Origin of the sequence: Arenibacter hampyeongensis (assembly GCF_002909255.1) — a bacterium.
GTDB lineage: Bacteria > Bacteroidota > Bacteroidia > Flavobacteriales > Flavobacteriaceae > Arenibacter > Arenibacter hampyeongensis.
The window spans coordinates 623,165-647,554 of record NZ_PIOB01000002.1 but is presented as its reverse complement, the minus strand read 5'-3'; the positions used below and the strand labels follow the sequence as shown (position 1 = coordinate 647,554).

The window sequence follows — 24,390 nt, the reverse complement described above, 5'->3', positions numbered from 1 at the left end:
GTTAAAAAAAAGAACAAATTAAAATTTAACATTTGTAAGGGTTAGAGGCTGAAAATGAAATGGTTAAATCTTTCTTTTTTGGCCTAGGACAATTTTCGGCTATGAAAAGACAAGCCCCCGTTAATATCGCTTCCTATGTGAGGCTATCCATTTCGTATTTTATGTCTTCCAGGAAAGGTGGGTTTTTTTATTATGACTGCTTATCTCCAAAATAAGATACTTCTCCACCGCTTAAGAAATCTTCTCTTACAGGACTAAATGTGTCAATTAGCATCCCTTCTTCCAAGCAAACTGCACTGTGCAATAGATTTGGTTCAATATAAACTCCATCTCCTGCTTCTACAATTTTCTTTTCTCCATTAATTTCAAATTCAAATTTACCTGAAACACAATAGGTAGCTTGTGTGTGAAAATGTTGATGAGGGGAACCCAATGCTCCTTTCTCAAATTTCACTTTTACCATCATGATTTGGTTATCGTAACCTAAAAACTTTCTTGATACTCCTCCTCCAAGTTCTTCCCATTTCATTTCTTTTGAGATGATGTACTTTTCACTAAATCGTTTCATATGTGTATATTTATTGTTTAATAAAGGTCATATGTTGCTTCCATATAATCATTCCCTTGAGTATCAAGTTTTCGTTATGGAAGGTTCATAATTTTAATTTGTTTTATTTAAAATAATAAGGACCTGACCATTGATAATCACGATCGCCTATTTTTAATTTATGTGTACTTGTCTTACTTGAATCTATATTGCTAATTATCATCAGGCATTCACCTCCATTGACATCTTTTACAGCTACCGCTGTATATTCCGCATCATCATGAACGACTTTCAAGTTTAAAATACTGCTATTGGAATTAACCGCAAACTCCGATACGGTGCTGTAGCTTCCATGCGGTTCAATGACAGAGGCAAAAACCGTATTCCCTGTATTTTTCCGGCGTATCATCAATGCAGCTTCCCTTCTCAGGTTGAATTCGGGATCATTGGCCCCAATACGGGTAAATAGCAATTCATCCGATTTCTTCGTTGCTGAGGTATAGGTGTAAAAACGGCCATTGTCCAACCAGGAGAATTGGGTGTTGTCTCGGGTTGGGCTTCCCTTACCCTCCAGGTACAAATGTTGGTACCCATTTTCCTTACCCAAGGTGTCTAGCGTAAGTGGGGATTCATAATCAAAATTTACCTGAAGGACTTGTCCTATGAAATACAGGGGCAAATCGTACTGGTTAGGGTTACTTGAATTCACTTTTAGAATATCCAGTACAAATGGCTTTTCAAAGTTTTCGTCTTTGATTATCGCCATGGTTCTATGCATTTCGGTTCCTGGATAGGCGTTTTTTTCCTTGGCACTGACTACCTGTACCTCGATATTGGAAGCATCATAAAAATATAGCTCGGAATGATACTTGCTTCCTATTTCGTATTCACCATTGAAATGGGAGGTTTCGTTTTGGACAATGGTGTTATGCGCAATAGTTTGTTTTGCCCAAGTTGTGTTTTCCTTTAGATAATTGCCCCCTCCTTTTTGCTCTATGTTTACGAATCGTGCCAGGCCATAATCCTGGATGACTTCATCGCCTTTTTCAAAAAGGGAAAATGAGAGTTTATCATAATGACCGTGGCTTAATCCCTGGGCTGCATATTTAAAAACCAGGGTCAAATCCTCAGTGCCATAGCGCAAAATGCCAACACCGCCTTGTTTACCATCGGCCCCATCGGAAAGGTTGATGGATTTTTTTATGAAAGGTTGTGCTTTGCCATCACGAACTCCCAAGGCTACGGCAAGTCCGGAATCGTCCAAAAGCACACTCCCCTGTTTTTCGGCAATACTCAATAGTTGTGGATTATTACCTCCAAAATAATAGGCAATATCAACGGCAGTCACCAATTCCCTGGAGTAATAGGACATTCCCTTTTGGGCGTCGTTTAAGCTAAAGAATTCTCCATCGGGATCTGATAAATTCAATAGGGTGTTTACCGATTTTAAAAGTACGCTGTCCTTGTGTTCAAAAATTTTATATTCCGGTTTTACATTGTGCAGTCCCTCGGCAAAAATTAAAAAGGGATACATGGCATACCTTTGGTAGTAAGGCCCTTCGGTAAAATAACCATCCGGTGAAAAAGGCTCATCAATATTGGATAAAAATCCAGGTTTTTGTCCCGGTAGTTTAATAAAACCACCATCATTGTCCTTGGCGTCAATTTCAAGGCCGTCATTTTTTATTCCGTACAAGGCCCTTTGGATAAGTTCCTCGTCGTTCATGACCAATCCGATCATGCCAACGGCAGCATTTCCCCAAGTACTGTGATTGTGTACCCTATTGAAGAATTGTGGATTCTTTATCGAAATGAAATCAGCAAAGGGACGGAAAAGATTTTTCTCCAATTTCTTACGTTCCTTTGGGGGAAGCCAGTCATAGATGCAATCATAGGCCTGACTTACGTAAACCAGCCAATTGCTATCGTTTAGACATTGCCAAAACAATTTACCCCTGGCATAGCTCCTCTGCTGTGGATGAATGGGCAAATCCTTGTACATGGCCTCATATTGGAACAACATATCGCGGACGTAAATGGCATATTTTTCATCATCCAAAATCTGAAACAACACCCCTGCTTTTTGAAGGATCAAAAAATTCCGCTTATGGCGTTCATGGGTATATCCACCGGAATAATCCTTGGGAATGGGAGTGTGGATACCCAGAGCGATTTCTGCGTCCACTTCTGCTTTTGTAGCTGATACTGTAGCGTCAAATAAGGGAACCTTGCCCAATTCAGCTTTTATTTTTTCAACTCCGGCCTTGGTCAGAATCAGATTGGGGTGTTCTTGAGCCAACAATGCATTTGCCAAAATGCCAATGGTCAACATAATTAACATTATGCATAGTCCCTTTAATTTTGTTTTGATATTTTGCATTTTTTTATTTCTGAATTATGCCTATATCCCGGCCATCTGTTCCTTTCCCCTTTAAAGGGGAGTCTGAGCTTAATGAATACGAAGTATCATTGGTAAATTTTGGATTTAGGTTCCATTGATTTTCAACTAAGTATTTTTCATCGCCAGTAACCACTAGTTTTTCCGAATTATTTAAGGCGTTATTGCGGATTTTTACAATAGGTTCTCCGACGACTAGGTGCATATTAATGGCCTTGCTGTCCTTAAAGATATTGTTTTTGATATCTGTTTCTTGTACGCCATATAAGGATATGGCTGCGTTGTATTTGTTTTTCTGCCCAAAACCAACCTTATCAAATACGTTATGCTCTATTTCTAAAAATGGCCCAAAGGTGCTTTCGTCCTTTCCCCCTCTATATAATCGTAATGCTGCGCCTTGTAGTTCGGAAATGGTATTGTTTTTCATTAAGAAATATTCAACATTATAAGCTCCGATATCGTCAGTTTCCGTATCCAGTGCCGCAATGCTTCCTGTGATATTTTTGAAGTTTGAATTTTGGATACTTATAGTATCGGCAAATGTGCCTTTGGCAACTCTTAGCACATCAAAGGAATGGTTTACTATTAAATCCTTAAACTCGCATTTATCAATAAATAATTTATAATTTTCGGTCATTGAATTTTTACTGGTACTTATAACCGAATTACCCGCGTAATCGGGGGATTTTTCTCCGTTAAATACTATGCTTTCCAAAGACAGGCTTCCGCCATTTTGAATTTCGAAAGCCATCATTCTTTCAAAAAAAATGGTTGCCTTTTCTTTCCCTGCCGTCTTAACGGTAAGGGGATGGGTTATTTGTACGGCTTTGGTCAATAGGTATGTTCCGCCTTCTTCCAATTCTATGATATCTCCGGCTTCGGAATTTTTGATAATTTCATATAAAGTGTTAATACCAGCTTCCACCTTAAGAGTTTTACCGGTATTTAAGGCCACACTTTTATCGGCTTTGGAATACCAAGTAGTACCAGTATTATCCTTTGTTGCAATATTTGGACTTATGGTAACCTTAGTTTTTATTATATCTGAGGTAGGGATTAAAAATCCTTGTTCATTTTTCACTAATTCAATGTCCGCATTTTCGAAACCATTTGAAATACTGGTAGTTAAGTTTTTACCTAGGATATTTGCTTTAAAGGTAATACCGCTAATATCATCATATGCCGTGAAAAGATCTTGCTTGCTTTGATGATAAATAATGTTTTCTGAAAACTCAGAAGTTCTGGGTGATTGACTTCTTTCTGCATCACTTCCGGCACAGAAAAGGATATTGTCGCAATTAATAAAGGTGTTGTTGTTTACTTTGGAATCTATTACGGGAACGTAGCGATTTGGTGGGGAATTTGGTACGCCATTCATCATGACAAATGCTCCCCTAAAACGATAACCTGTTAAACCAATGTGGTAATTATTAATAACCGTTTGCTTCTCGTTAATGACACGTACACCTCCAGTACTGGGTTTCCCATTGCCAATGAACATATTGCCATCAACCATGGTTTCATTTCCATGACGCATGGTTAACGTTCCCGTGCACTCAAAAAAGGTGTTGTATTTAAATGTGTTTAGACAGGATTTGTTTGAAATAATTTCGTGTTCGCCATTACAACGATCAAAATAATTGGATTCCACCAGGGTATTGGAATTTTCCAATGCGTTATGACTAGTACCTATTCTTAGCGTTTCTCCTCCATTATTACCATAGGTTGGACGGGGACCAAAATAGTTGTGATCTATTATATGATTGTTCTCCCTACTCTCCTTTGTGTCCAGGCCAACAATCATGGTTACACCTAAATTCTTTTTTCCTGAAATATGGTTGTGATCTATGCGGTTGTTTTTTCCATATATGGTTACCCAATAATCCTGAACTTGACGTTCAGGGTTGTTATAATTATCTATAACACATTCTGTTAGTCGAGAATTATTGGCCATTAGCTCCCGGCTTTTTCTAAATGAAATTACCGCATTGGTTGGAGTATATCCGTTTATAAAAACGAGACCTTTCACTATTAGATAGTTCCCGGCAATTTGGAGATTGGAGGCACCTTCCAAAGTTACTTTTCCTTTTTCCTCAACGGTAAGAGTGATCGGCTTTTCAGCTGTTCCATTTGCTTCAAAAAGTAATTCTGCATTTTCCCAAACGCCATTGGCAAGTACAATACTGTCCCCAGGTTGGGCGGAAGATACCATATCGTTGAATTCTTCCACCGTTCTAACTAGGTAGTCCTTCTTGGGCTCTGAGTTACAGGCAACAAGTAGAAAACTAATTATAATCAGGTAAAAGTTGAATTTTGACATCGTCTTTAAATTGGTTAACCAGATTGGTTTACCAAAAATACGTAAATTTGTGGAACTACCAAAAATTTAACATAATACCGACTTATTTTATCCCTAATTAATAATATATCTTGGGTAAAATTAGCAATTCGGCAAATGTAAATTTTGCTGCAGGTGAATGTGACTTTAGGATACTTAAAAGAATAAATTAGGAATGGGGTTATTCTTTGCACAATCCTTTTGGAACAAGTAAGCTGTGATACCTTCAAATTGAATTGGAAGCATTGATATCGCAGTTTTGAAACATTTAATATACGCTTAGTTTAAGTAGAAGACATTTTGTTTGTGGCACTGCGTTTCAACAAAAAGCCAATACATGAAATGATCAGGGCACAGGCCACAAAAAGCAACCTGCCCCAAAGCGGGTTGGGAATAAGTGCCATTAACAGAATACCTATGCTCATAGTCATTACCATATTGCCCAATTTACGTCTTTGCTGGCGGTCGAAATCTCCTTGTTGATTATCCGAAATAAAAGGCGTTTCCAAATCCTCGAAAAAGCGATCTGTTTGGAGCTTGTGATCGTCCTTTGCTTCGTTGTAGAATAATGAAGTTGCCCAGAAAAAACCAGAAGTAATGAACACATGGCCGGCTACCGTTAGAATTATATTCATGTCAATAATTTCCCGTTCGGTAAGTGATCCAATTCCAAACAAGCCTGCACAAACCTCGGCGGTGAAAACGTTCATGACCAACCAAGAAACAAAAAAACCTACTGCAATGGTGGCCCAGGGTGCCCATTTCGGCGTCTTTTTTACAATAATGCCAATAACTAACGGCACCATCATTGGCACCTGTACCATTGTGGAAACAGACATCATAAGCTCAAAAAGACTTAGCTTTTCAAGTGATGCAAAATAGAGCGCTGCAATTATAACTCCTAACCCACTAATAAAACTAACCAGTTGGCTGAGACGCAACAACTTTTTGTCCTCGGTATGTTTCTTCCTTTTAGCCAGAAAAGGTTGGTAAATACTTCTAATAAAGATTCCAGCGTTTTTATTCAGTGCCGAATCCATGGAAGACATGGAAGCTGCAAAAAGCCCTGCCATTAATAGCCCAACAGTCCCAATAGGCATGGCGTTACGAGCAAACACTAGGTAAACCGCATCTGCCGCCTTGTTGCCTAATTGGGAATAGTCTGCTGCGGCATCCGGGTATAAGGTGGCCGCCGCCCAGGGAGGGATGAACCATATAATACTACCTACTCCCATCAGCGTCATGGCCAATAAGGCCGCCTTACGGGCGTTTATGGAATCTTTTGCATTGAGCCATCGAAATGAATCATGCAGATTCATCATCGTTATGATCTGTTTCGGCAAAAAGAAAATGAAGGTTCCAAACAATATTAAGGGATAGTTCATATTCGGGCCTATGAGAAAGCCGCCTGGGAAATTATTAACCAAATTAACAGGGCCGTCTACCATTACCAATGCCACTACCGCACAGGCAATGGAAACAACTGCCACTACCAAGGTTTGAACAAAGTCAGAAGCCACAACCCCCCATGCACCCGAAAGTACCGATACAAAAAGTACGGTAAGCCCAATAGAGATAATGGTTAAAGACATATCAGCATCGAAAACGGCACTGGTAAAAACACCTAGGGCGTTTAACCAAACACCAGCATTCAGGAAGGAAAACACAATCAATGCCCAAGCAAAAAACGTCTCATTTTGAGTGCCAAATCGCCCTCTTATTGCTTCTGTTGGCGTATCTACCCGCATTTGTCTAAATCGATGTGCAAAGAAGGCATATCCGCAAAAGAAGGCAAAGGTATTTCCAATATACACAGCGACTATTGCAAATCCGTCAGCGAAGGCCTTACCTGCCGCACCAGTGAATGTCACGGCTGAAAATTGTGCCATAAAAGCGGTAGACCCTACCATCCACCACAGCATTCTTCCACCGCCACGAAAATAATCGCTCGTAGATTTACTTGCCATTCGTGAAAACACAACACCAATGGCCAGGATTAATATAAAATAGACTCCAATTACGATATAGTCATAAAACATATTTTCTTTTTTTGGCACTCAAAATGAGTTCCTATTGAAGATGAAGAACATCTGTCCAGTTGTCATTCTTTCTAATAATGTCAATGAGTTGCTGGTACAAACTACCTTCCTTAAAGGTTTGGTAGGGAGCAACTGTTTCTCCTTTGATATCTTTTACAAACTCCCGAACCAGGTAATGCCAATTTCGCTCTGTATCGCCATCAATTTTTGGTTGATTGTCCGCTATCTCTTGAGGTACTGGCAGCTCATCCCAGGTTTTGTTTTCACCATACAAATGCAGCGGGCCCATGCCATAATGGCCTTCAATAAAAATTGCACCCTTGGTGCCATAAAACACAATATGGTTCTCTTGGAATTTGGGGTTCAGTCCGCCATGTTTGAACAGTACTGAAACCGGCTTGTTGGCTAATTCACTTTCCAACTTTGCCAACACGGTATACGACCACTCAACATTACTTTCTCCCCATTTAAGTGAAGGGTCGTTGAGATCTTTGGGGATGAAGTCTCTTCTGGTTTTAAAATTATGCACACCTTCAACTATAGGTGCTTTTCCCAAATCGTCGCGCACTTCTCCCATTATAGAGAGTATTTTTTCGCCGATCACGGAGGTTACGATGGATATCATATGGGTAAAATTGTTGTTAAGGCGACCCCCACCGTCTTCTTTTCGGTGCGACCAGCCGAAGGGAATATCCCGCTCAAGATTAAAATGCGAAATGCATTCCACTTCCACAGGTTCACCAATTGCACCATCTGCGACAAGCTGTTTAGCGTGTTGAATGTGAGGCATATATCTGAAGGAGGAAGCATACGCCGTTTTTACATTTTTCTTCTGTGCAAGTTTGTACAATTCCAATGACGACTCCCCTGTATCTGTAAGGGGCTTATCGCTAAATACATGACACCCAAATTCAATTGCCTGTTTTATAGGTTCATAATGTGCACCACCAGGAGTTGCGATAGAAACAATATCGGGCTGACAATCCTTCAATGCCCGTTGCCAATCAGAGCTGGAGTAAGGAATAGCCATTTTCTTGGCCACCTTGCTTACGACACTTGGTGTTCTACCAACAATACCCACCACCTCACAACCGGCAGCTCGAAACGCAACCGCATGGCCCTGGCCGGCAAATCCAGTTCCCGATATAAGTACTTTTAATTTTTTATCCATTTGATAAGGTTTTAGAAGAGTATTTTAAAATATGTCGACATTTTTTTTCTTCTGTTGGTACATTTTCACCAGTTCCATAGGGTGCCATCTTCCAATCTATTTACTGGAAGGTAAGATCGTTTATAAGGGTATTTCTTTGCTGCTTCCTCGTCGAAATCAACGCCCCACCCTGGTTGGTCATCCATAAATAGCAATCCTTCCTTTAATTCAACTTTGTATTGGAACACTTCGTTCAGTTCTGGGGTGCCGAAACCGATAAATTCTTGAATACCGAAATTAGGTGCCCAAAGATTAAAATGCATATGCGCCATTAAACAGATGGGAGAAAGGTCGGGTGCTCCGTGTGGTGCCATACGCACATGATATAATGCTGCAAAGTCGGCCAGTTTTTTTAGGGGGGTTAATCCACCACCATGAGTTATAGCAGTTCGGACATAATCTATCCATTGGTTTTGTATCATCACTTTGGCATCCCACAGCGTATTGAATTTTTCTCCCGTAGCCAATGGCGTATCGGTATGCTCCCTAATAATCTTATATCCTTCAGCATTTTCCGTAGTCACGGCATCTTCTATAAAAAGGAGCTTATAAGGTTCCAATAGTTTGCACAGTCGTGATGCCTCTATAGGGGTCAATCTACTATGCACATCGTGGCAAAGTGCTATATCGTAGCCAAATTTTTCCCTTGCCTGCTTAAAGAGTTCGGGTATAAAATTCATGTATTTGGTGGTCGACCATTTTTGTTCTGGCGGCAAGGGTCTATTGCCCTGTAATTCATAATAGTTTTTTTTACCTTCCATGGTGCCGTAGGTACCCTTGGCATTCGGAATGGTACACTGCAAGCGCACGGCTTTGTATCCCTCTTTTATCAAGGTGCCAAGGTTCTTAAGTACTTCTTCTATGGTTTCCCCATTCGCATGACCGTAAACCGTAACCCCTTTTCTACTTTTTCCGCCGAGTAGTTGATAGACCGGCATATGGGCAAGCTTTCCCTTTATGTCCCAAAGCGCCATGTCTATAGCCCCAATAGCAGCAATACTCACAGCGCCATTTTGCCAATAGGCTCCTTTGTATAGATACTGCCAAATATCCTCTATTTGATGTGCATCCTTTCCAATGAGACAGGGAACTATATGTTCCTTCAAATAGGCTACTACCGCCATTTCCCTTCCGTTCAGCGTGGCATCTCCCAGCCCATAGGTGCCATCTTCCGTTATAATCTTAACAGTAACGAAATTGCGTCCTGGACAGCAAACAAAAACTCTTATATCCTTTATCTTCATCGATATCTCTCTTGTGATTCAAATTAGAATTTTAGTATTTTTTCTTAAAATCCGCTTTCTTCTGTCATTTTTACGACACCGACAGTTAGTATCAAATTAGCGAATCGGCGCTGTTCACCTGTTTGAATAATTAAAGTGGTGGCAGGTTCTCTGATTTTGTCGTAGAAAGCCCATCGTTCCATCTCGATCCACGATACTTCACCCAGTAATTTTTTATAAGCATCATGTATTTCTGCATTTGCTTCAGCAGGCTTTTCCATGACGATTGCACCCTGAACCGGGCAGACTTCCAGTATGCCTTCAAGTACTGTGAGAGCATCCAATAGTCCTGGACGAAAGTTGAGGTGTACGGTTGTCGAGTTAGGGCCTTTCATAGCACCGACAGGCAAATTTCCATCTGCAATGACAACTTGTGCAAAATGACCTGAACGCGCAAGCGCCTCCATAATTGTTGGGTGTATTACTGGAGTTTTTAGCATAAAATTATCCTTAAAATAGGTGAGTAAAAATCACAAGGAGCTAAATAACACCTAGTGTTTTTTTTATAACAATCAATTATATTTGATCCAACAGGGAACTACATATTGTAAACACCACCATTAATGTCTAGAGTTGCACCGGTAATAAAGCCATCGTATTCGGACGCCAGAAACAAAACTGCTCGTGCTACGTCAGCTGCATTACCAGCACGTTGGATTGGAATGCCTGCTGTTGTTGTAGCTGCTGATTCTTTGGATGTATGGGTGTTGTGAAATGAAGTTCCAAGAATAAGCCCTGGCGCGACCGCGTTAACTCGAGTGCCTTGAGGACCCAATTCTGCGGACAGCGCGCGCGTGAACGTTAAAATAGCACCTTTGCTGGTGGAGTAAGCCAATGACCCGGGGTGACCACCTTTACGCCCAGCTAGTGATGCCAAATTAACAATACTACTGTTGTCATTTTTTGCAAGGTAGGGAGCTGCGGCACGCGTTACAAACATCATGGATGTAAGGTTAATGTCCATTACCTTGTGCCAGAACCCAGCGTCCATTTCACTAAGCATTTTACGTGCAACAAGTGAACCTGCGTTATTGATCAGTATGTCCAGTCCACCAAATTCTTTTGTTGTTTTTTCTACCATTGCATTTGCATCGGCCTCATCTGTTAAGTCACCAGATATCGCAACTGCCTTTTGCCCTTTGCTGGTTGCGTATTCGACTAATTGGTTGGCTGTATCTGCACTGGAAAAATAGTGGATGGCTACATTAGCTCCACTGTTGATAAAATGTCTGGTGATTGACTCTCCAATCCCTTGGGCACCAGCGGTAATGAGAACATTTTTGCCCGTTAATTTATTATTGTTTTTCATTTTTTTCTAAATTAATTGATTTAATCATTTTTAGTGAAATAGCCTTCATTCGACACAGAGTCGTCACTTACAGTTATACTAGCTGTTTTAAACCACACTTCGGCGTAGTTTCCGTCTGAATATTGTTTTTTAATATCACCTTCATGCGTTTCAGCACCAGAACACCAGTTTTTATTTACATCGGGAGACTTTCCATTTGTTTGATTGTAAGCGCCAAGCTTAAAGAAACAACCTTCAGCAGAATATGCATTTTTACGTTCTACTCCATCCTGGCCAATTGGCACAAACAATTTTTGTGTTTGCTCGGGTATGTCAGCAGTAGTTGTGTATTCGGATTCGATTAAGTTTTTTGTGAATGTTTTGGTTTCATGTCCCTTACTGGTAAATGTTAAGTTCATAATACCATCAGTAACTTCTATTTCATAACTAAATTCTTCACCCAAAGCAATACCATCCCTAGGTTCTTCTGGGTAGGTATTTACATCAGTACCAACAACAGAAAAGTCATTACCCCAAACAGCTGTTGAATAATCCCATCTTTTAGAATTGTCATCTCCTGCTGTATTAATTTCATAATGCCAAAAAACAGAACCTTTGGTGTGACCCGGAAATTTCTTGTAAAATATTTTAAGCGGTTCGTTCTCATGTGCATCGGCACTATGAATCTGACCTACCACTACAGCGTGAGTAGCCGCAACTCGGGCATCACCAGTAGCGGATACATTCATTACTTTTAGGGTAGCAGTCAATTTATCATTAGCGGTTTTTGGATACCATTTTTTTACTTGCGCCAATTCAGTTCTTGTATTGTTTGAAGTTCCATGCGTGTCTCCTCCGTTGGGTGCTTTAAAAACGATCCAATCTCCAGTGCCATCATTTGCAGTATAAAAGAAATCTTTGTTCTCAAAATTATTTGCATGACCCACATTTGAACCATCACCCAAAATCAATTTCCAATCATCAAAAAATGGAATTACGTCACTTGCGTAAACGGTTTTTACTACTTCTTTGTTACTTGTGCCGATCTTAGTCGATGCTTTTTGTTCTTTAGTTCCATTTTTACAGCTATTTAGTATTGGGAAAAAACTAAGGACTAAGAACATTGCTACTGATGTGATATTTTTTTTATTCATTTTTATGTTTTGTTTCAATTTTATTTTACATTCAAAGCACAATTTTTTATGTGCTTTGATACTTAAAAAGTATTATAGATTGGGACTGTTCCTTCTCCTACGGTCGCTTCTTTAAACCAAACTTCTGTATAGCTTCCATTTGCATATTGTTTGGCGATATCTCCATCATAGATTTCTGCTCCGGTACTCCAAACTATATTTTCTTCTGGCGATTTTCCATTTGTTTGATTGTAGGCACCTTGTTTGAAATACTGAATTTCACCGGAATAGGCATTTTCACGTTCAACCCCGTCACGACCTATAGCTGCATATAATGTCAATATTTGTTGAGGAATATCTGATTTATTGGAAAAATCCGATTTCAATAAATTCTTGGTGAATGTTTTAGTCCCATGACCTTCGCTCTTAAAAGTGAGATACATGGTGCCTTCATAAACATTTATTTCATAACTAAATTCCTCCCCTAGTTCAATGCCATCTTTTGGCTCCTCTGGGTAGGAAGTTGAATCCGGTCCTACAACAGACATGTCATGACCCCAAACTGCAGTTGAAAAATCCCATCTTTTTGAATTATCGCCTTCGGTATTGATTTCATAGTTCCAAAAGACAGACCCTTTTGTGTGTCCGGGAAATTTCTTGTAAAAGATTTTTATAGGTTCGTTTTCATGCCCCTCATCACTATGAATCTGCCCAACTACTACCGAAAATGAGGCAGCAACTCTTGCATCACCGGAAGTTGAAACATGCATTACTTTCAATGTTCCGTTTAATTTACCTCCTATTTCGGGTGTCCAATGTTTTTTTTGCCCTAATTCTGTCCTTGTATTGCTCGATGTTCTTGAGGTAATACCGGAATTGGGGGTTTTGTAAACTACCCAATTTGTTACACCATCATTCGCGACATAAAAAAAATCTTCTTTCGCATAATTTATCAATGTGTCCCTATGCGTACCGTCTCCCAAAAGAATTTTCCATTCATCCATAAAGGGAATTACATCGCTTGGATAAATTGCGTCTTTTGAATCTTCATTAATTGTGGCTTTTGAATCTTCATTATTGGATTTCTTAGCAGTATTAAGACAACTATTTAGCACTACTATTAGAACTAGTGATAAAAGTGGTCGTACAAATGATTTAACAATTATGGAATCCATTTTATTAGGTTTTTATTATTGTTTACTTCTTTTCAATTTGAAACATTGGTTATAATGTTTGCTAAGTGGTCTATTGATAGGGAGATTGGTTTAATACATTAATTTCATTTCTAAATTCTCTTCAACCCTTATTTCTCCAGAATTGTTGATCTGGTTGTCCGAATGTGAATTGTTTTGCGCTCCCCAAAGTAGCGCCACCAGTTTTACCGGATTGTTTTTAAAGGTGTTTTGGGAAATATCCACATTTACAATGCCGTGGGAATTGATCAGAACTCCACTTTTTTCCTGTACTCCACAATTGGTAAAAGTGCTATTGGTGACCAACATATTGCCACCAACGGTTGATTCGTCATAACCCCCGCGATAGTAATCGATCACATTGCTTTTTACGTTATGGAACCTGCAATTGTCTATTGTTAGATATTCAGTGTTATAATCTCCTTTATCATCGGTTTCTTCAGATAGTTCCAAACCATTTTCACAATTTGATATTGAAGTATTATCAAAGGTGATACGTTCCGCAAAGGCCTCTTTATGGACCTTCAATACATAACTAAATTCACTGATATCACAATCGGCAACCGTCAACCCAAAATGTGTGTACATATTTTCTTTTAAACTGGCGAATGCATATTGGGTGTTATTTCCTTTTATGGTTACATTTTTCAGATTTAAAAATCCTTTAGGTTGGAGTTGGAATAAGGGTGAATTTTTTGCTCCAGAATAATTAAGCACAACTTTTGATTTGTCGGCGGATTGAATGGTCAGCTTTTTATTGATTATCAAGGATTTCGGGATTTCATAATTTCCAGTTTCCAGTGAAATGATATCTCCATTTTCAGCTTCGTTTATTTTTGATTGAAGAATTTCTGCTTTTGAGACAACGAAGGTCTTAGGTTCTTTTACTTTTGCCTCGGCTGAATACCAACTTGGACCATATTTGGTCCTATCCAAAATATTGGGGTCTTTAAAATCCGTATATGTGAAAGCTCCAATAGAATTGTTTTTGGCCCTGGAATTTCCAACTAAATCTTTCGAAATTTTTTCAAATTCAAAACCTTGGTAAGGTTCAATATCTATTTTGGAAGAAGGGATTGGAATATTTTCACCAATTTCTTTAACATCAATATTTACATCCTCCAATCCGTCATAAGCTTTAAAATCCACGCCTTGATTATTGATGGCGTTGCTTTTAAAGGTAACACCATCAGCCTTGTCGTGTTCAACTATCGGTGAAGTATCACCCTTTTCATTATAAATTACGTTGTTTGCCACAATTGTCCTTATGGGTCTTGCCGAACGAATTTCCGAGGGAGGCAGAACGTCTTCCTGACTTAAATTTTGACCTACTCCGAATTGCCAGGGGGAATCGCAATTTATGTAGGTATTGTATGCGACCACTACATCAGTAACCTGATTATATCTGTTTAAAGGGGATTTTGGAATTCCGTTCATCACGGCCAGGGCACTTCTAAAATTATTTCCTTTTATATTGTAAAAGTAATTGTTGGTCACCCAATGCCCCGTATTGATAATTCTGATACCTCCTATGTTTTCATTTTTACCGTCGCCAATAAAGTAATTGCCATCAATGGTGCAATAATTTCCGTGCCTTGTTACCAAAGAACCTTCGCTTTTATAGAAGACATTATTTCTGAACTCATTGAAGTTGGTTTTACTGGAAATAATTTCGACTTCACCGTTGCACTCTTCAAATAAATTATTGGCAACACTTGTATAACTTGGGGACATAGAGGAATAGCTGTTGCCAATTTGAATGGTCTCCGCACTGGCGCCACCTTTTGGGGGTCTGGGTCCAAAATGGTTATTAACGATTTGATGATAATTATTTATGCTCTCATTGCCTTCAAAGTCCACCCTAATAGTTGGTCCACGATTTGTTTTTCCGGCAATGTAACAGTTGCTTAAGGTATTGTGTCTTCCCCAGAATTGAACCCAGAGATCCGTATCATCGCGATGCATTTTATTAAAATCCTCAATAACGCAATTGGTAACGGTGCAGTGATTGGCTATCATATTTTCGTCCACCCTAAATTCCAATACTGCTTCACTTGGCGAATGACCATTTCTAAAGTGCAGGCCATCGACCACTAAGTACTTCCCTCCAAATTTAAGATCGGAAACACCTTCAATAAAAACCTTTCCAGGTGTTTCGGCTTTAATGGTTATTGGCTGGTCTTCCGTTCCCTCACCAATAAATTTGATTTGAAGATCTTTCCATATACCATTGGCCAACACAATGTTGTCACCGGCCTGTACATTTTTTAAGGCTTCTTCCAATTCTTCTGGGGTACTTACTATGCTATTATTCGGATTGATCTTGTCTTCACAGGAGCTTAGAATAATTAAAAAGTACAGTAAGGTTGCTATTCTCCTCATAATTAATATATTTTTCAGAAACAACTTCCAATTAAAAATTGGTTAACCAGATTGGTTTACCAAAAATACGTATATTTGTAAGACTAACAAATTTTTAACACAAAAACTGTCTAAATATCTAATAATCAGCTTTTAAAATGAAAAAGAAGAATATCACAAATCCCGACAGAAGGAATTTTGTTAAACTTACAGGAATGGCGGGAGCTGCCATACCTTTGATGGCATTTGATCAAGCAATGTTCAACTCTATTTCTACATTTAAGAATACATTGGAAGTGCATTTGTTTTCAAAACATCTGCAATTTTTAGATTATAATGGGATGTCGGAAGCTACCGCAGAAATAGGTTTCGATGGATTGGATTTGACGGTAAGGCCAGAGGGGCATGTGTTGCCCGGTCGCGTATCTGAAGATTTGCCCAAGGCGGTCGAAGCCATGAAAAGATTTGGTCTAAATCCTAAGATGATGACCACCAATGTTATTGACGTTGAAAATAAGGAACACAGATCCGTCCTGGAAACAGCCAGTAAGTTTGGGCTTTCCCATTATCGCACAGCTTGGCTAAGCTATCCGGAGAATAGTGAAATCTCTGAAAGTCAGGCAATCTATGGACAACAGTTGAAAAATTTGGAAGTTCTAAATAATCAACTGGGTCTTATTGGCTGTTATCAAAATCATGCAGGCAATCATGTAGGGGCACCCATTTGGGATTTGCCACCTATTCTTAAGGTAACAAAAAACGAAAATATAGGTTGCCAATATGATATAAGACACGCCGTGGTGGAAGGGGGCAGCTGTTGGGAACTTGGGCTGCGGATTATTAGACCTTTTATAAAATCCATAGTAATTAAGGATTTTAAATGGGGAAACGTAAATGGACAATGGAAACCAATTAACACTCCGCTAGGGGAGGGGATGGTAGATTTTGACCGCTACTTTACCTTGCTTAAAAAATATGGCATAAACGTGCCCGTGTCCCTACACCTAGAGTACGAATTAGGTGGTTCAGAACACGGAGCCACCAAGATTACAATAGACAAAAAAGAAGTCTTTGCACAAATGAAAAAAGATTTAACCTTCCTTCAGGAAGCTTGGCAAAGAGCATAATACATAGGATACCTAGAGCATAATATCATGGACAACACCACTAATTCTACAAAGGAAAAATTAAGAAAAGTCAGTACAGCCACTATTGCTACCTGTCTTTTTAAAAAGGGATTGAAAAAGCAATTTATTCAAGACATTAAACCCTTAAAACTGGGTAAGCCCACCATGGTAGGGGAAGCCTACACCCTGCGTTATATACCGGCCCGTGAGGATTTAAATACTATTGAAGTGTTCAAAGACCCTAAACATTTGCAACGTGTAGCAGTTGAAGGATGTCCCGAAGGCGCTATTTTGGTTATAGATAGTAGAAAAGATGCCAGGGCTGCTTCCGCGGGTTCCATATTGGTTACCCGATTAATGGTAAGAGGGGTCTCGGGAATTGTAACCGATGGAGGTTTTCGCGATTCAGCTGAAATAGCCGAGTTGAATATTCCCTCATATCACAATAGACCGTCTGCACCCACCAATCTGACCTTGCACCAGGCCATCGCCATTAACGAACCCATTGGCTGTGGTGATGTAGCTGTTTTTCCAGGTGATATTTTGGTAGGCGATGATGATGGAGTCATGGTAATCCCTGCCAGCATTGCCGATGAGGTGGCCAATGAATGCCTTCAAATGACCTTGTTTGAGGAATTTGTAATGGAAAAGGTAAAAAATGGTCGATCCATTATTGGACTTTATCCATTGGTGGATAAAAAAATTACGGAAGAATTTGAGGGTTGGAAGGCAAATAAAAATTAAGGATTATTAAAAAGTGGTAACTAAGCAATAGAACTGTCCCATTTCTATTGGATTTTGCTTGTATTCTGGAGGTGTAATCTGAAGATTCCTTAATGCCGGGATCCCCCTGTTCCTATGGCAATATACTTCTTAGATCCACACAACTTGATTTTAGGGCATTGCGCTGGCAACCGGAAAAAAAAACCATGGTTGCTTATAACTAATTTAACTGCCCTGAAAAAGGATGGATTATATGCCCTTAAATAATGGAATAATGTTTATTAAGATTCTTGTAAAGACTTTTAGCGGTAATGCGAAATTAAGTAATTTGTACTCCTTTTCAGTTTGCTTAAAAAAGAATCAACAAAACTTGAAACTATTTCCTATGATTTTGAAGTATACAAATCGCATTATTCTTTTCCTAATTTTAAGTCTAACCTTTGGTGTAAAGGCCCAACTAAAACAACGGCCCAACGTAATCCTAATAATTACAGACGACCAAGGGTACGGGGATTTGGGGATTACGGGAAATCCCCATGTAAAAACCCCAGTAATTGATGCCTTTGCACGAGAAAGTGTAAGGTTCAATAATTTTTATGTTTCCCCCGTATGCGCCCCGACTAGATCCAGTTTAATGACCGGGCGATATTCTTTACGTACAGGTATGAGGGATACCTATAACGGAGGTGCCATTATGGCTTCCAATGAAGTAACTATTGCCGAAATGTTGAAGCAGGCAGATTATAGTACCGGGGCTTTTGGTAAATGGCATTTAGGCGATAATTTCCCAAGTAGGCCAAGTGATCAGGGATTTGATGAATCTGTTATCCATCTTTCAGGAGGTATGGGGCAGGTAGGAGATATTACTACTTACTTTAAGGGGGATAGAAGTTATTTCGACCCTGTCCTTTGGCATAATAACCAGCAAGAGGCCTACGACGGATATTGCTCCGATATTTTCACCGATCAAGCCATTAGTTTTATTGATAAAAATAAGGATTCCCCTTTTTTCTGTTATTTGGCATTTAATGCTCCACATACTCCTTTGCAGGTGCCGGATTCTTATTATCAAAAATATAAGGACATAGACCCCTCTTCTGGTTTCGATAAGGATGGAAAGCCTTTTTCAGAAATGAACGGGAAGGATAAGGAAGATGCTAGAAAGGTATACGCCATGGTCAACAACATTGATGACAATCTAGGTAAACTCTTCAAGAAATTGAAGGACTTAAAGCTCACGGAAAACACCATAGTAATCTTTATGACCGATAATGGCCCCCAGCAGACGAGGTATGTAAGTGGTATGCGTGGCCTTAAGGGCGATGTATACAACGGGGGAGTGCGGGTGCCATTTTATTTGAAATATCCGGCACTTTCAAAGAGTAATAAGGATGTGGAAATCATGACAGCCCATTTAGATGTACTGCCTACCTTATCTGAACTTTGTGGTGTAGAAATGCCCAAAGACAGGATAATCGACGGTAAAAGTTTACTTCCATTAATAAAGGGTCAGCAGGTAGATTGGGCCGATCGGTCATTGTTTTTTTATTGGTCCCGTCGCTACCCGGAGTTGTACAATAATATGGCCTTGCAGAAAGGTGGGTATAAATTGGTGGGGAAAACTGATTACAATGCCGAAATTGAAGATTTTGAGTTGTTCCACCTTATTAAAGATCCATATGAACAGCGTAATGTGGGAATGGAAAACAAGGAATTGGCGATCAACCTTAAAAAGGAATTGGATAAAATCTACAATGAATTGATCAATTCGGAAAATCTTATAAATCCGCCAAGAATTATTGTGGGTACGCCAAATGAAAATCCGGTAATACTTAACAGGAACGATGCAGGGGGCGAAAGGGGTATATGGAATCAGGAAGAAGTTTATGGTAACTGGGATGTGGATATTGAGGAGGGTTATTATGATATTACCTATAAGTTTGTAAAACCTGTAACGGGCAATGGAAAAATGGTTTTGGAAGCCAATACCTTGGTTAGACAGATGGAGAATAAAAATGCCAATACCGATATTATTCAGATGAAAAAGGTCTATTTTCCTAAAATGGTGGGTAATCTTATACCTTTTTATGCTGTGGATAATAAAAATATATTTCCTTTTTGGATGGAAATGGAAAAAGTGGATTAGCCATTTTTGTTTTTAATTTCAGGAGCTTTTTAAGTTGCTGTGTCCATTAACTTTAGGACTGAAATTATCTTGTTACAACTGCAGGAAAATTTGTTGTGCGATACCTTTATTGGTGTACCTTCGCACAAAAAAATTAATGTCCATAGAACGTAAGGTAAAAGCAGTTGAGGAGTTATTCGATGGTTTAGATCAGGAAATCGCTACTTTTCAATCTCAGACGGGCCTGGGCTGTAAGGCTGGTTGTGGCAGGTGTTGTACCCATCCAGATATTGATGCTTCCCCGTTGGAATTCTTGCCTTGGGCTTTCAACCTTTTTTTAAGTGGGAATGCAGAAACTACTTTAGAAGAATTAAAGGTCGGTGAAAGTTCTATTTGCCATTTATATCGTCCTTTATCCGTTTTGGATAGTAATAGTGGCCGATGTGGCGATTATAAGTACCGAGGACTAATATGTCGCCTGTTTGGTTATGGCGCAAATAGGGATAAGCTGGGAGAACTTCGCTTGGCCACCTGTAAGATTATAAAGGAAAACCAGTCCGAACTTTATGAAAATTCCAAGGTAGCTATGAAGAATGGACTATATGTGCCCATTTTTACCGACTACTATATGAATCTCAATCAAATAGATTTTAGAATGGGCAATAGTATTCTTCCGATCAATAAGGCCATGAAGGCTGCTATTGAAGAAGTACTTCAGTATTATGCCTACCGTCCCTTTCCAGAGGGGTACAAAGTTATCGCATAAACTCTAGGGAATCCTTTCTTAAAAATTAACCTCATTACCTAATACATAATTAAAGGCTCACAGAGTCTTTTGTGACCAAAAAATCCATTACTTCACTCTGAATTCATTTTATAGATTTTACAAACTGTGTTTTGTCTTTTTTTCCTAGTTTTGAAAATGGTGCCTAAAGGAACATTTTTAGGGGGGACAAAATGCGTTTTACTATAAAACTGGTTGAAGTCACCATAATTTATATGAAGGATTTAATGGATATTGTATGAAAAAGGGAAACATATTGACTTTACTTTTAACCTTATTTATTGTAATTGGTGCATTTGCATCGCAGGTGGATACCCTATATGTCCAGAGTGGATCCATGAATAAATCAATTGCCAATCTGGTAATTTTGCCGGATAGCTATACTGAGCAAAAGCAAGGTTATTCAGTGCTTTATCTGTTACACGGGGCAGGAGGCGACCATACTGATTGGGTAACCAAGGTTTCGGCCATAAAGCAGTATGCCGACGCATATAACATGATTATAGTCTGTCCTGATGGAAGTAGGACCAGTTGGTACTTTGATAGTCCCGTAGATCCATCCATGCGATATGAGACCTATGTTTCCGAAGAACTTGTTCAGTCGGTGGATAAGAAATACAATACTCTGGCCAATAGAAAATCTAGGGCGATTACGGGCTTAAGTATGGGCGGTCATGGCGCATTTTATTTAGCCTTTAGGCATCAGGATGTTTGGGGGGCTGCCGGAAGTATGAGCGGGGGGCTGGATATACGCCCTTTTCCTGAAAATTGGGACCTCTCCCAACGCTTGGGCGATTATGCTGTAAATCCGGACCAATGGGAGGATAATACGGTGATTAATATGGTGCATTTGTTGAAAAAAGATAACCTAAAGCTCATTTTTGATTGTGGAATTAATGATTTCTTTTATGTTGCCAATAACAGAATGCACCAAAAATTGATGGAAAGAAATATTCCCCATGACTATATAGAGCGACCAGGAAGCCATAATTGGGATTATTGGGCCAATGCCATTCAATACCAATTAATGTATTTTGACGCCTTCTTTAAATCCTAATGGTCGCATTAGTTTTTTATTACCACTGTCTAACTAGGTTGTTGGGGTGCAGATATAAAGAATTAGCCCTTTAAATCTATTTCCTTGAGGTTCTCGATTCGGTTGCGCACCAAAAAGGCATCAATGGTCTCAAAATGTTCTATAACACGTTTGTCCTTAAATTCAAAGACTTTTTGTGAAAGTCCTTGTAGAAAATCCCGATCGTGGGAGACCAAAATCAATGTACCATCAAAGGCAAGAAGTGCTTCTTTTAGGACGTCTTTGGATTTCAAATCCAAATGATTGGTAGGCTCATCCAAGATCAAAAGATTAACGGGTTCCAAAAGTAATTTTACCATTGCCAATCTTGTTTTTTCTCCTCCAGAAAGTACACTCACCTTTTTTTCCAGGTCATCTCCACCAAACATAAATCTGCCTAAAATATTTTTGATCTGTGTGCGTACGTCTCCTTCTGCCACTTCATCTACGGTCTGGAAGATAGTCAGTTCAGGGTCTAACAAGGAGGCTTGGTTTTGGGCAAAATAACCAACTTTCACATTGTGTCCCAAACTACATTTGCCCTCTACTTCAATTTCACCCAAAATGGCTTTGATCATGGTTGATTTTCCTTCACCATTTCTTCCAACAAAAGAAACTTTCTCTCCACGTGAAATGGAGAGGTTGGCATCTTTAAAAACTACATGGTCGCCATAACTTTTGGAAAGACCTTCGGCAGTAACCGGGTAGTCACCGGAGCGTACGGAAGGCGGGAACCTCAATTTTAGGGCTGATGTATCTATTTCATCAATTTCTATGATCTGTAATTTCTCCAACATTCTTTCCCTTGAGGTAACCTGATTGGTCTTGGAATAAGTGCCTTTAAATCGATCAATGAACGCCTGGTTGTCCGCAATAAATTTTTGCTGTTCCTGATAGGCCTTTATTTGATGGCTTCGACGGTCTTCCCGCAATTGCAGGTAATGGCTGTAATTGGCCTTATAATCATAGATACGACCCATGGTTACCTCAATGGTTCTATTGGTGATATTATCTATAAAAGTCTTGTCATGCGAGATAACCACAACTGCCTTGGCTTTATTCAATAAGAAATCTTCCAACCATATTACAGATTCAATATCCACGTGGTTGGTGGGCTCATCCAAGAGAATCAAGTCGGGCTTTTGCAATAATATTTTTGCAAGCTCTATCCTCATACGCCATCCGCCACTAAATTCACTGGTAAGACGATGAAAATCCTCTCTTTTAAATCCTAGCCCTCTAAGTGCCTTTTCCACCTCTGCCTCATAGTTTATTTCCTCGAGGGCATAGAATTTTTCACCTAGGTCCGATACTTTTTCAATGATGGACATGTAGGCATCCGATTCATAATCGGTCCGGGTTTCCAATTCCTTGTTCAAACTTTCAATTTCATCGCGCATGCTGAAGATTTCCTTAAAAGCCTTGGAAGCTTCCTCAAAAACAGTGCAGTTGTCATCGGTCAGTAAATGTTGGGGCAGATATGCTATTACGGCGTCCTTTGGAAAACGAATATGTCCACGGCTAGCCTTTTGTTCCCCCGCAATAATCTTCATCATGGTAGATTTTCCGGCCCCGTTCTTCCCCATCAAGGCAATTTTATCATTTTCGTTTATAACGAAGGAAACATCACTAAACAAGGTGTCTCCACTAAACTCAACTGCTATTGCATCTACAGAAATCATATTTCAATTTTAAGTTTGCAAAACTATAAAAAAGCATGATACCAAGGACATTTAATTAGGGACTTGGTAACTATGTTATTTTGAGGTTTAGCGGTTGGATACATTTAAACTTGTGTTGTAGAAGGATTCTTCAATCTTATACCAATAAATGAACAACAAGGCTAAGGTGCAACATTTAGAAATATTGTTCCTGACTACAATTAAAAGCTGCAAACATTTCCGCCTTATAATTATTTAGTTCTTGTCCGTTTCCTGAGTTTGGATATGCGGTCACTGTAGTACGATTTTAATTCATCCACAAATGCCATTGGATTTTCGTATTCGATCAAAACTTTATAAGTGTGCCTATTTTGGGCCAACGCCAATTCTTCCAGTAGTTTATTGAGCTCCATTTGTAAAAATTCAAGTCCTGAGCTATTAGTTTGTATGGGTTTGCCCAATGGTTGTAATGTAGTATTCCCGTTAAAAATATGGGAATGATAAGCCTTTAGGGTCTTCAGGTCCCCAGATTGGTAAATTTCTATGAGTTGGGCCGTTATTTCGGTAGCAAGGTCCAATTTGTCCTTTTGCATTGAAAACTTGTCGGGATGCACATGCAACATGGCCTCACGGTATAATCTTTTTTTCAGTAGATGTTCCTTTGTGTTTTTTTCGGCCAAAGGTGTTCTTTTGGTAGATTGGAGGGAGGTAGGTTCCTGATAGTTTTTACCAAGCTTTTTTTGGACCTGTCTTTTTTCCTTCTTTGCTTTTTTCTGTTGCTTGTAGAGCAAGGATAGTTCCTGTTCCTCAATTAATTCATCCTCTATTCTGGCCCGAAGTAGGTTTTCAAAGTCGGAGGTTTTCTGTATTATGTCATTAATTTCAAGTCTGAGGGCATCTATCCTAATCTTTAAAAATTGAACTTGTGAAGGGAGTTCACTAGGGAAATAATTATCACTCATGATTTCCACTTGTAATTGGATTCTTATTTTCATGGCAAATTAAACAATAAAAATTAGCCAAAGGGAGTTCTTATGTTGATATAAGTTCATTATTAAATGTAGACAAAGGGTAATATTGAATTCTTATTGAAAGTGAATTATAT

At 39.3% G+C, this 24,390-nt stretch carries 18 protein-coding genes; 5 read left to right on the top strand and 13 right to left on the bottom strand.

What is annotated here, in order from left to right; genetic code table 11:
* Window positions 1–190 precede the first annotated feature (190 nt).
* The 11 genes from CWD91_RS07670 to CWD91_RS07620 all read right to left on the bottom strand — a co-directional run bounded on the left by CWD91_RS07670 (window position 191) and on the right by CWD91_RS07620 (window position 15,811).
* Window positions 191–568 (bottom strand): cupin domain-containing protein, encoded by a 378-nt coding sequence (locus CWD91_RS07670; protein WP_103440373.1) that lies wholly within the window; start codon window positions 566–568, stop codon window positions 191–193.
* Window positions 569–671: 103 nt separating this feature from the next.
* Window positions 672–2,927, bottom strand: coding sequence for an alginate lyase family protein (locus tag CWD91_RS07665; protein ID WP_205164608.1), 2,256 nt, complete (start codon window positions 2,925–2,927; stop codon window positions 672–674).
* A gap of 4 nt (window positions 2,928–2,931) precedes the next feature.
* Window positions 2,932–5,265, bottom strand: a complete 2,334-nt coding sequence (locus CWD91_RS07660) for a polysaccharide lyase 6 family protein (RefSeq protein WP_103440371.1) — start codon at window positions 5,263–5,265, stop codon at window positions 2,932–2,934.
* A 302-nt stretch (window positions 5,266–5,567) separates the two neighbouring features.
* Window positions 5,568–7,322, bottom strand: coding sequence for a sodium:solute symporter family transporter (locus CWD91_RS07655; RefSeq protein WP_103440370.1), 1,755 nt, complete (start codon window positions 7,320–7,322; stop codon window positions 5,568–5,570).
* Between the two features lie 31 nt (window positions 7,323–7,353).
* Entirely contained in the window at window positions 7,354–8,493 is a 1,140-nt protein-coding gene (locus tag CWD91_RS07650) for a Gfo/Idh/MocA family protein (RefSeq protein WP_103440369.1), read from the bottom strand.
* 65 nt (window positions 8,494–8,558) lie between these two features.
* Window positions 8,559–9,776 carry a D-mannonate dehydratase ManD gene (gene manD, locus CWD91_RS07645; protein WP_103440368.1) on the bottom strand — a complete coding sequence of 406 codons (1,218 nt, stop codon included), beginning with the start codon at window positions 9,774–9,776 and terminating at the stop codon, window positions 8,559–8,561.
* 44 nt (window positions 9,777–9,820) lie between these two features.
* Window positions 9,821–10,255, bottom strand: coding sequence for an RbsD/FucU domain-containing protein (locus CWD91_RS07640; RefSeq protein WP_103440367.1), 435 nt, complete (start codon window positions 10,253–10,255; stop codon window positions 9,821–9,823).
* A 98-nt stretch (window positions 10,256–10,353) separates the two neighbouring features.
* Window positions 10,354–11,124 (bottom strand): SDR family NAD(P)-dependent oxidoreductase, encoded by a 771-nt coding sequence (locus tag CWD91_RS07635; RefSeq protein WP_103440366.1) that lies wholly within the window; start codon window positions 11,122–11,124, stop codon window positions 10,354–10,356.
* Window positions 11,125–11,144: 20 nt separating this feature from the next.
* Window positions 11,145–12,257 carry a polysaccharide lyase family 7 protein gene (locus tag CWD91_RS07630; protein ID WP_103440365.1) on the bottom strand — a complete coding sequence of 371 codons (1,113 nt, stop codon included), beginning with the start codon at window positions 12,255–12,257 and terminating at the stop codon, window positions 11,145–11,147.
* 62 nt (window positions 12,258–12,319) lie between these two features.
* Window positions 12,320–13,411: a polysaccharide lyase family 7 protein gene (locus tag CWD91_RS07625; RefSeq protein ID WP_103440364.1), complete on the bottom strand. Its 1,092-nt coding sequence runs from the start codon at window positions 13,409–13,411 to the stop codon at window positions 12,320–12,322.
* Between the two features lie 90 nt (window positions 13,412–13,501).
* The gene (locus tag CWD91_RS07620; protein ID WP_103440363.1) at window positions 13,502–15,811 is read right to left on the bottom strand and encodes a chondroitinase-B domain-containing protein; all 2,310 of its coding nucleotides are present in this window, start codon (window positions 15,809–15,811) and stop codon (window positions 13,502–13,504) included.
* 137 nt (window positions 15,812–15,948) lie between these two features.
* Between CWD91_RS07620 and CWD91_RS07615 the strand changes: the two genes are divergently transcribed.
* The 5 genes from CWD91_RS07615 (at window position 15,949) to CWD91_RS07595 (ending at window position 21,606) form a co-directional block, all read left to right on the top strand.
* A complete protein-coding gene (locus tag CWD91_RS07615; RefSeq protein ID WP_103440362.1) occupies window positions 15,949–16,917 on the top strand; it encodes a sugar phosphate isomerase/epimerase family protein in 969 nt (322 codons plus the stop codon).
* 27 nt (window positions 16,918–16,944) lie between these two features.
* Window positions 16,945–17,661 (top strand): ribonuclease activity regulator RraA, encoded by a 717-nt coding sequence (locus CWD91_RS07610; protein WP_103440361.1) that lies wholly within the window; start codon window positions 16,945–16,947, stop codon window positions 17,659–17,661.
* 364 nt (window positions 17,662–18,025) lie between these two features.
* Complete coding sequence (locus CWD91_RS07605; protein WP_103440530.1) at window positions 18,026–19,786, top strand: arylsulfatase; 1,761 nt, start codon at window positions 18,026–18,028, stop codon at window positions 19,784–19,786.
* 136 nt (window positions 19,787–19,922) lie between these two features.
* A complete protein-coding gene (locus CWD91_RS07600; RefSeq protein ID WP_103440360.1) occupies window positions 19,923–20,531 on the top strand; it encodes a YkgJ family cysteine cluster protein in 609 nt (202 codons plus the stop codon).
* 256 nt (window positions 20,532–20,787) lie between these two features.
* Window positions 20,788–21,606: an alpha/beta hydrolase gene (locus CWD91_RS07595; protein WP_103440359.1), complete on the top strand. Its 819-nt coding sequence runs from the start codon at window positions 20,788–20,790 to the stop codon at window positions 21,604–21,606.
* Between the two features lie 62 nt (window positions 21,607–21,668).
* Here the strand turns inward: CWD91_RS07595 and CWD91_RS07590 are convergent, their stop codons facing one another.
* Window positions 21,669–23,306, bottom strand: a complete 1,638-nt coding sequence (locus tag CWD91_RS07590; protein ID WP_103440358.1) for an ABC-F family ATP-binding cassette domain-containing protein — start codon at window positions 23,304–23,306, stop codon at window positions 21,669–21,671.
* Window positions 23,307–23,536: 230 nt separating this feature from the next.
* On the bottom strand, window positions 23,537–24,280 hold the full coding sequence (locus tag CWD91_RS07585; RefSeq protein WP_103440357.1) for a hypothetical protein: 744 nt from the start codon (window positions 24,278–24,280) through the stop codon (window positions 23,537–23,539).
* Window positions 24,281–24,390: the final 110 nt, after the last annotated feature.

What these genes read in the sequence shown, in the direction of transcription:
- CWD91_RS07670 (WP_103440373.1), bottom strand. Translation starts at nt 568, where the DNA reads ATGAAACGATTTAGTGAAAAGTACATCATCTCAAAAGAAATGAAATGG.
- CWD91_RS07665 (WP_205164608.1), bottom strand. Translation starts at nt 2,927, where the DNA reads ATGCAAAATATCAAAACAAAATTAAAGGGACTATGCATAATGTTAATT.
- CWD91_RS07660 (WP_103440371.1), bottom strand. Translation starts at nt 5,265, where the DNA reads ATGTCAAAATTCAACTTTTACCTGATTATAATTAGTTTTCTACTTGTT.
- CWD91_RS07655 (WP_103440370.1), bottom strand. Translation starts at nt 7,322, where the DNA reads ATGTTTTATGACTATATCGTAATTGGAGTCTATTTTATATTAATCCTG.
- CWD91_RS07650 (WP_103440369.1), bottom strand. Translation starts at nt 8,493, where the DNA reads ATGGATAAAAAATTAAAAGTACTTATATCGGGAACTGGATTTGCCGGC.
- manD (WP_103440368.1), bottom strand. Translation starts at nt 9,776, where the DNA reads ATGAAGATAAAGGATATAAGAGTTTTTGTTTGCTGTCCAGGACGCAAT.
- CWD91_RS07640 (WP_103440367.1), bottom strand. Translation starts at nt 10,255, where the DNA reads ATGCTAAAAACTCCAGTAATACACCCAACAATTATGGAGGCGCTTGCG.
- CWD91_RS07635 (WP_103440366.1), bottom strand. Translation starts at nt 11,124, where the DNA reads ATGAAAAACAATAATAAATTAACGGGCAAAAATGTTCTCATTACCGCT.
- CWD91_RS07630 (WP_103440365.1), bottom strand. Translation starts at nt 12,257, where the DNA reads ATGAATAAAAAAAATATCACATCAGTAGCAATGTTCTTAGTCCTTAGT.
- CWD91_RS07625 (WP_103440364.1), bottom strand. Translation starts at nt 13,411, where the DNA reads ATGGATTCCATAATTGTTAAATCATTTGTACGACCACTTTTATCACTA.
- CWD91_RS07620 (WP_103440363.1), bottom strand. Translation starts at nt 15,811, where the DNA reads ATGAGGAGAATAGCAACCTTACTGTACTTTTTAATTATTCTAAGCTCC.
- CWD91_RS07615 (WP_103440362.1), top strand. Translation starts at nt 15,949, where the DNA reads ATGAAAAAGAAGAATATCACAAATCCCGACAGAAGGAATTTTGTTAAA.
- CWD91_RS07610 (WP_103440361.1), top strand. Translation starts at nt 16,945, where the DNA reads ATGGACAACACCACTAATTCTACAAAGGAAAAATTAAGAAAAGTCAGT.
- CWD91_RS07605 (WP_103440530.1), top strand. Translation starts at nt 18,026, where the DNA reads ATGATTTTGAAGTATACAAATCGCATTATTCTTTTCCTAATTTTAAGT.
- CWD91_RS07600 (WP_103440360.1), top strand. Translation starts at nt 19,923, where the DNA reads ATGTCCATAGAACGTAAGGTAAAAGCAGTTGAGGAGTTATTCGATGGT.
- CWD91_RS07595 (WP_103440359.1), top strand. Translation starts at nt 20,788, where the DNA reads ATGAAAAAGGGAAACATATTGACTTTACTTTTAACCTTATTTATTGTA.
- CWD91_RS07590 (WP_103440358.1), bottom strand. Translation starts at nt 23,306, where the DNA reads ATGATTTCTGTAGATGCAATAGCAGTTGAGTTTAGTGGAGACACCTTG.
- CWD91_RS07585 (WP_103440357.1), bottom strand. Translation starts at nt 24,280, where the DNA reads ATGAAAATAAGAATCCAATTACAAGTGGAAATCATGAGTGATAATTAT.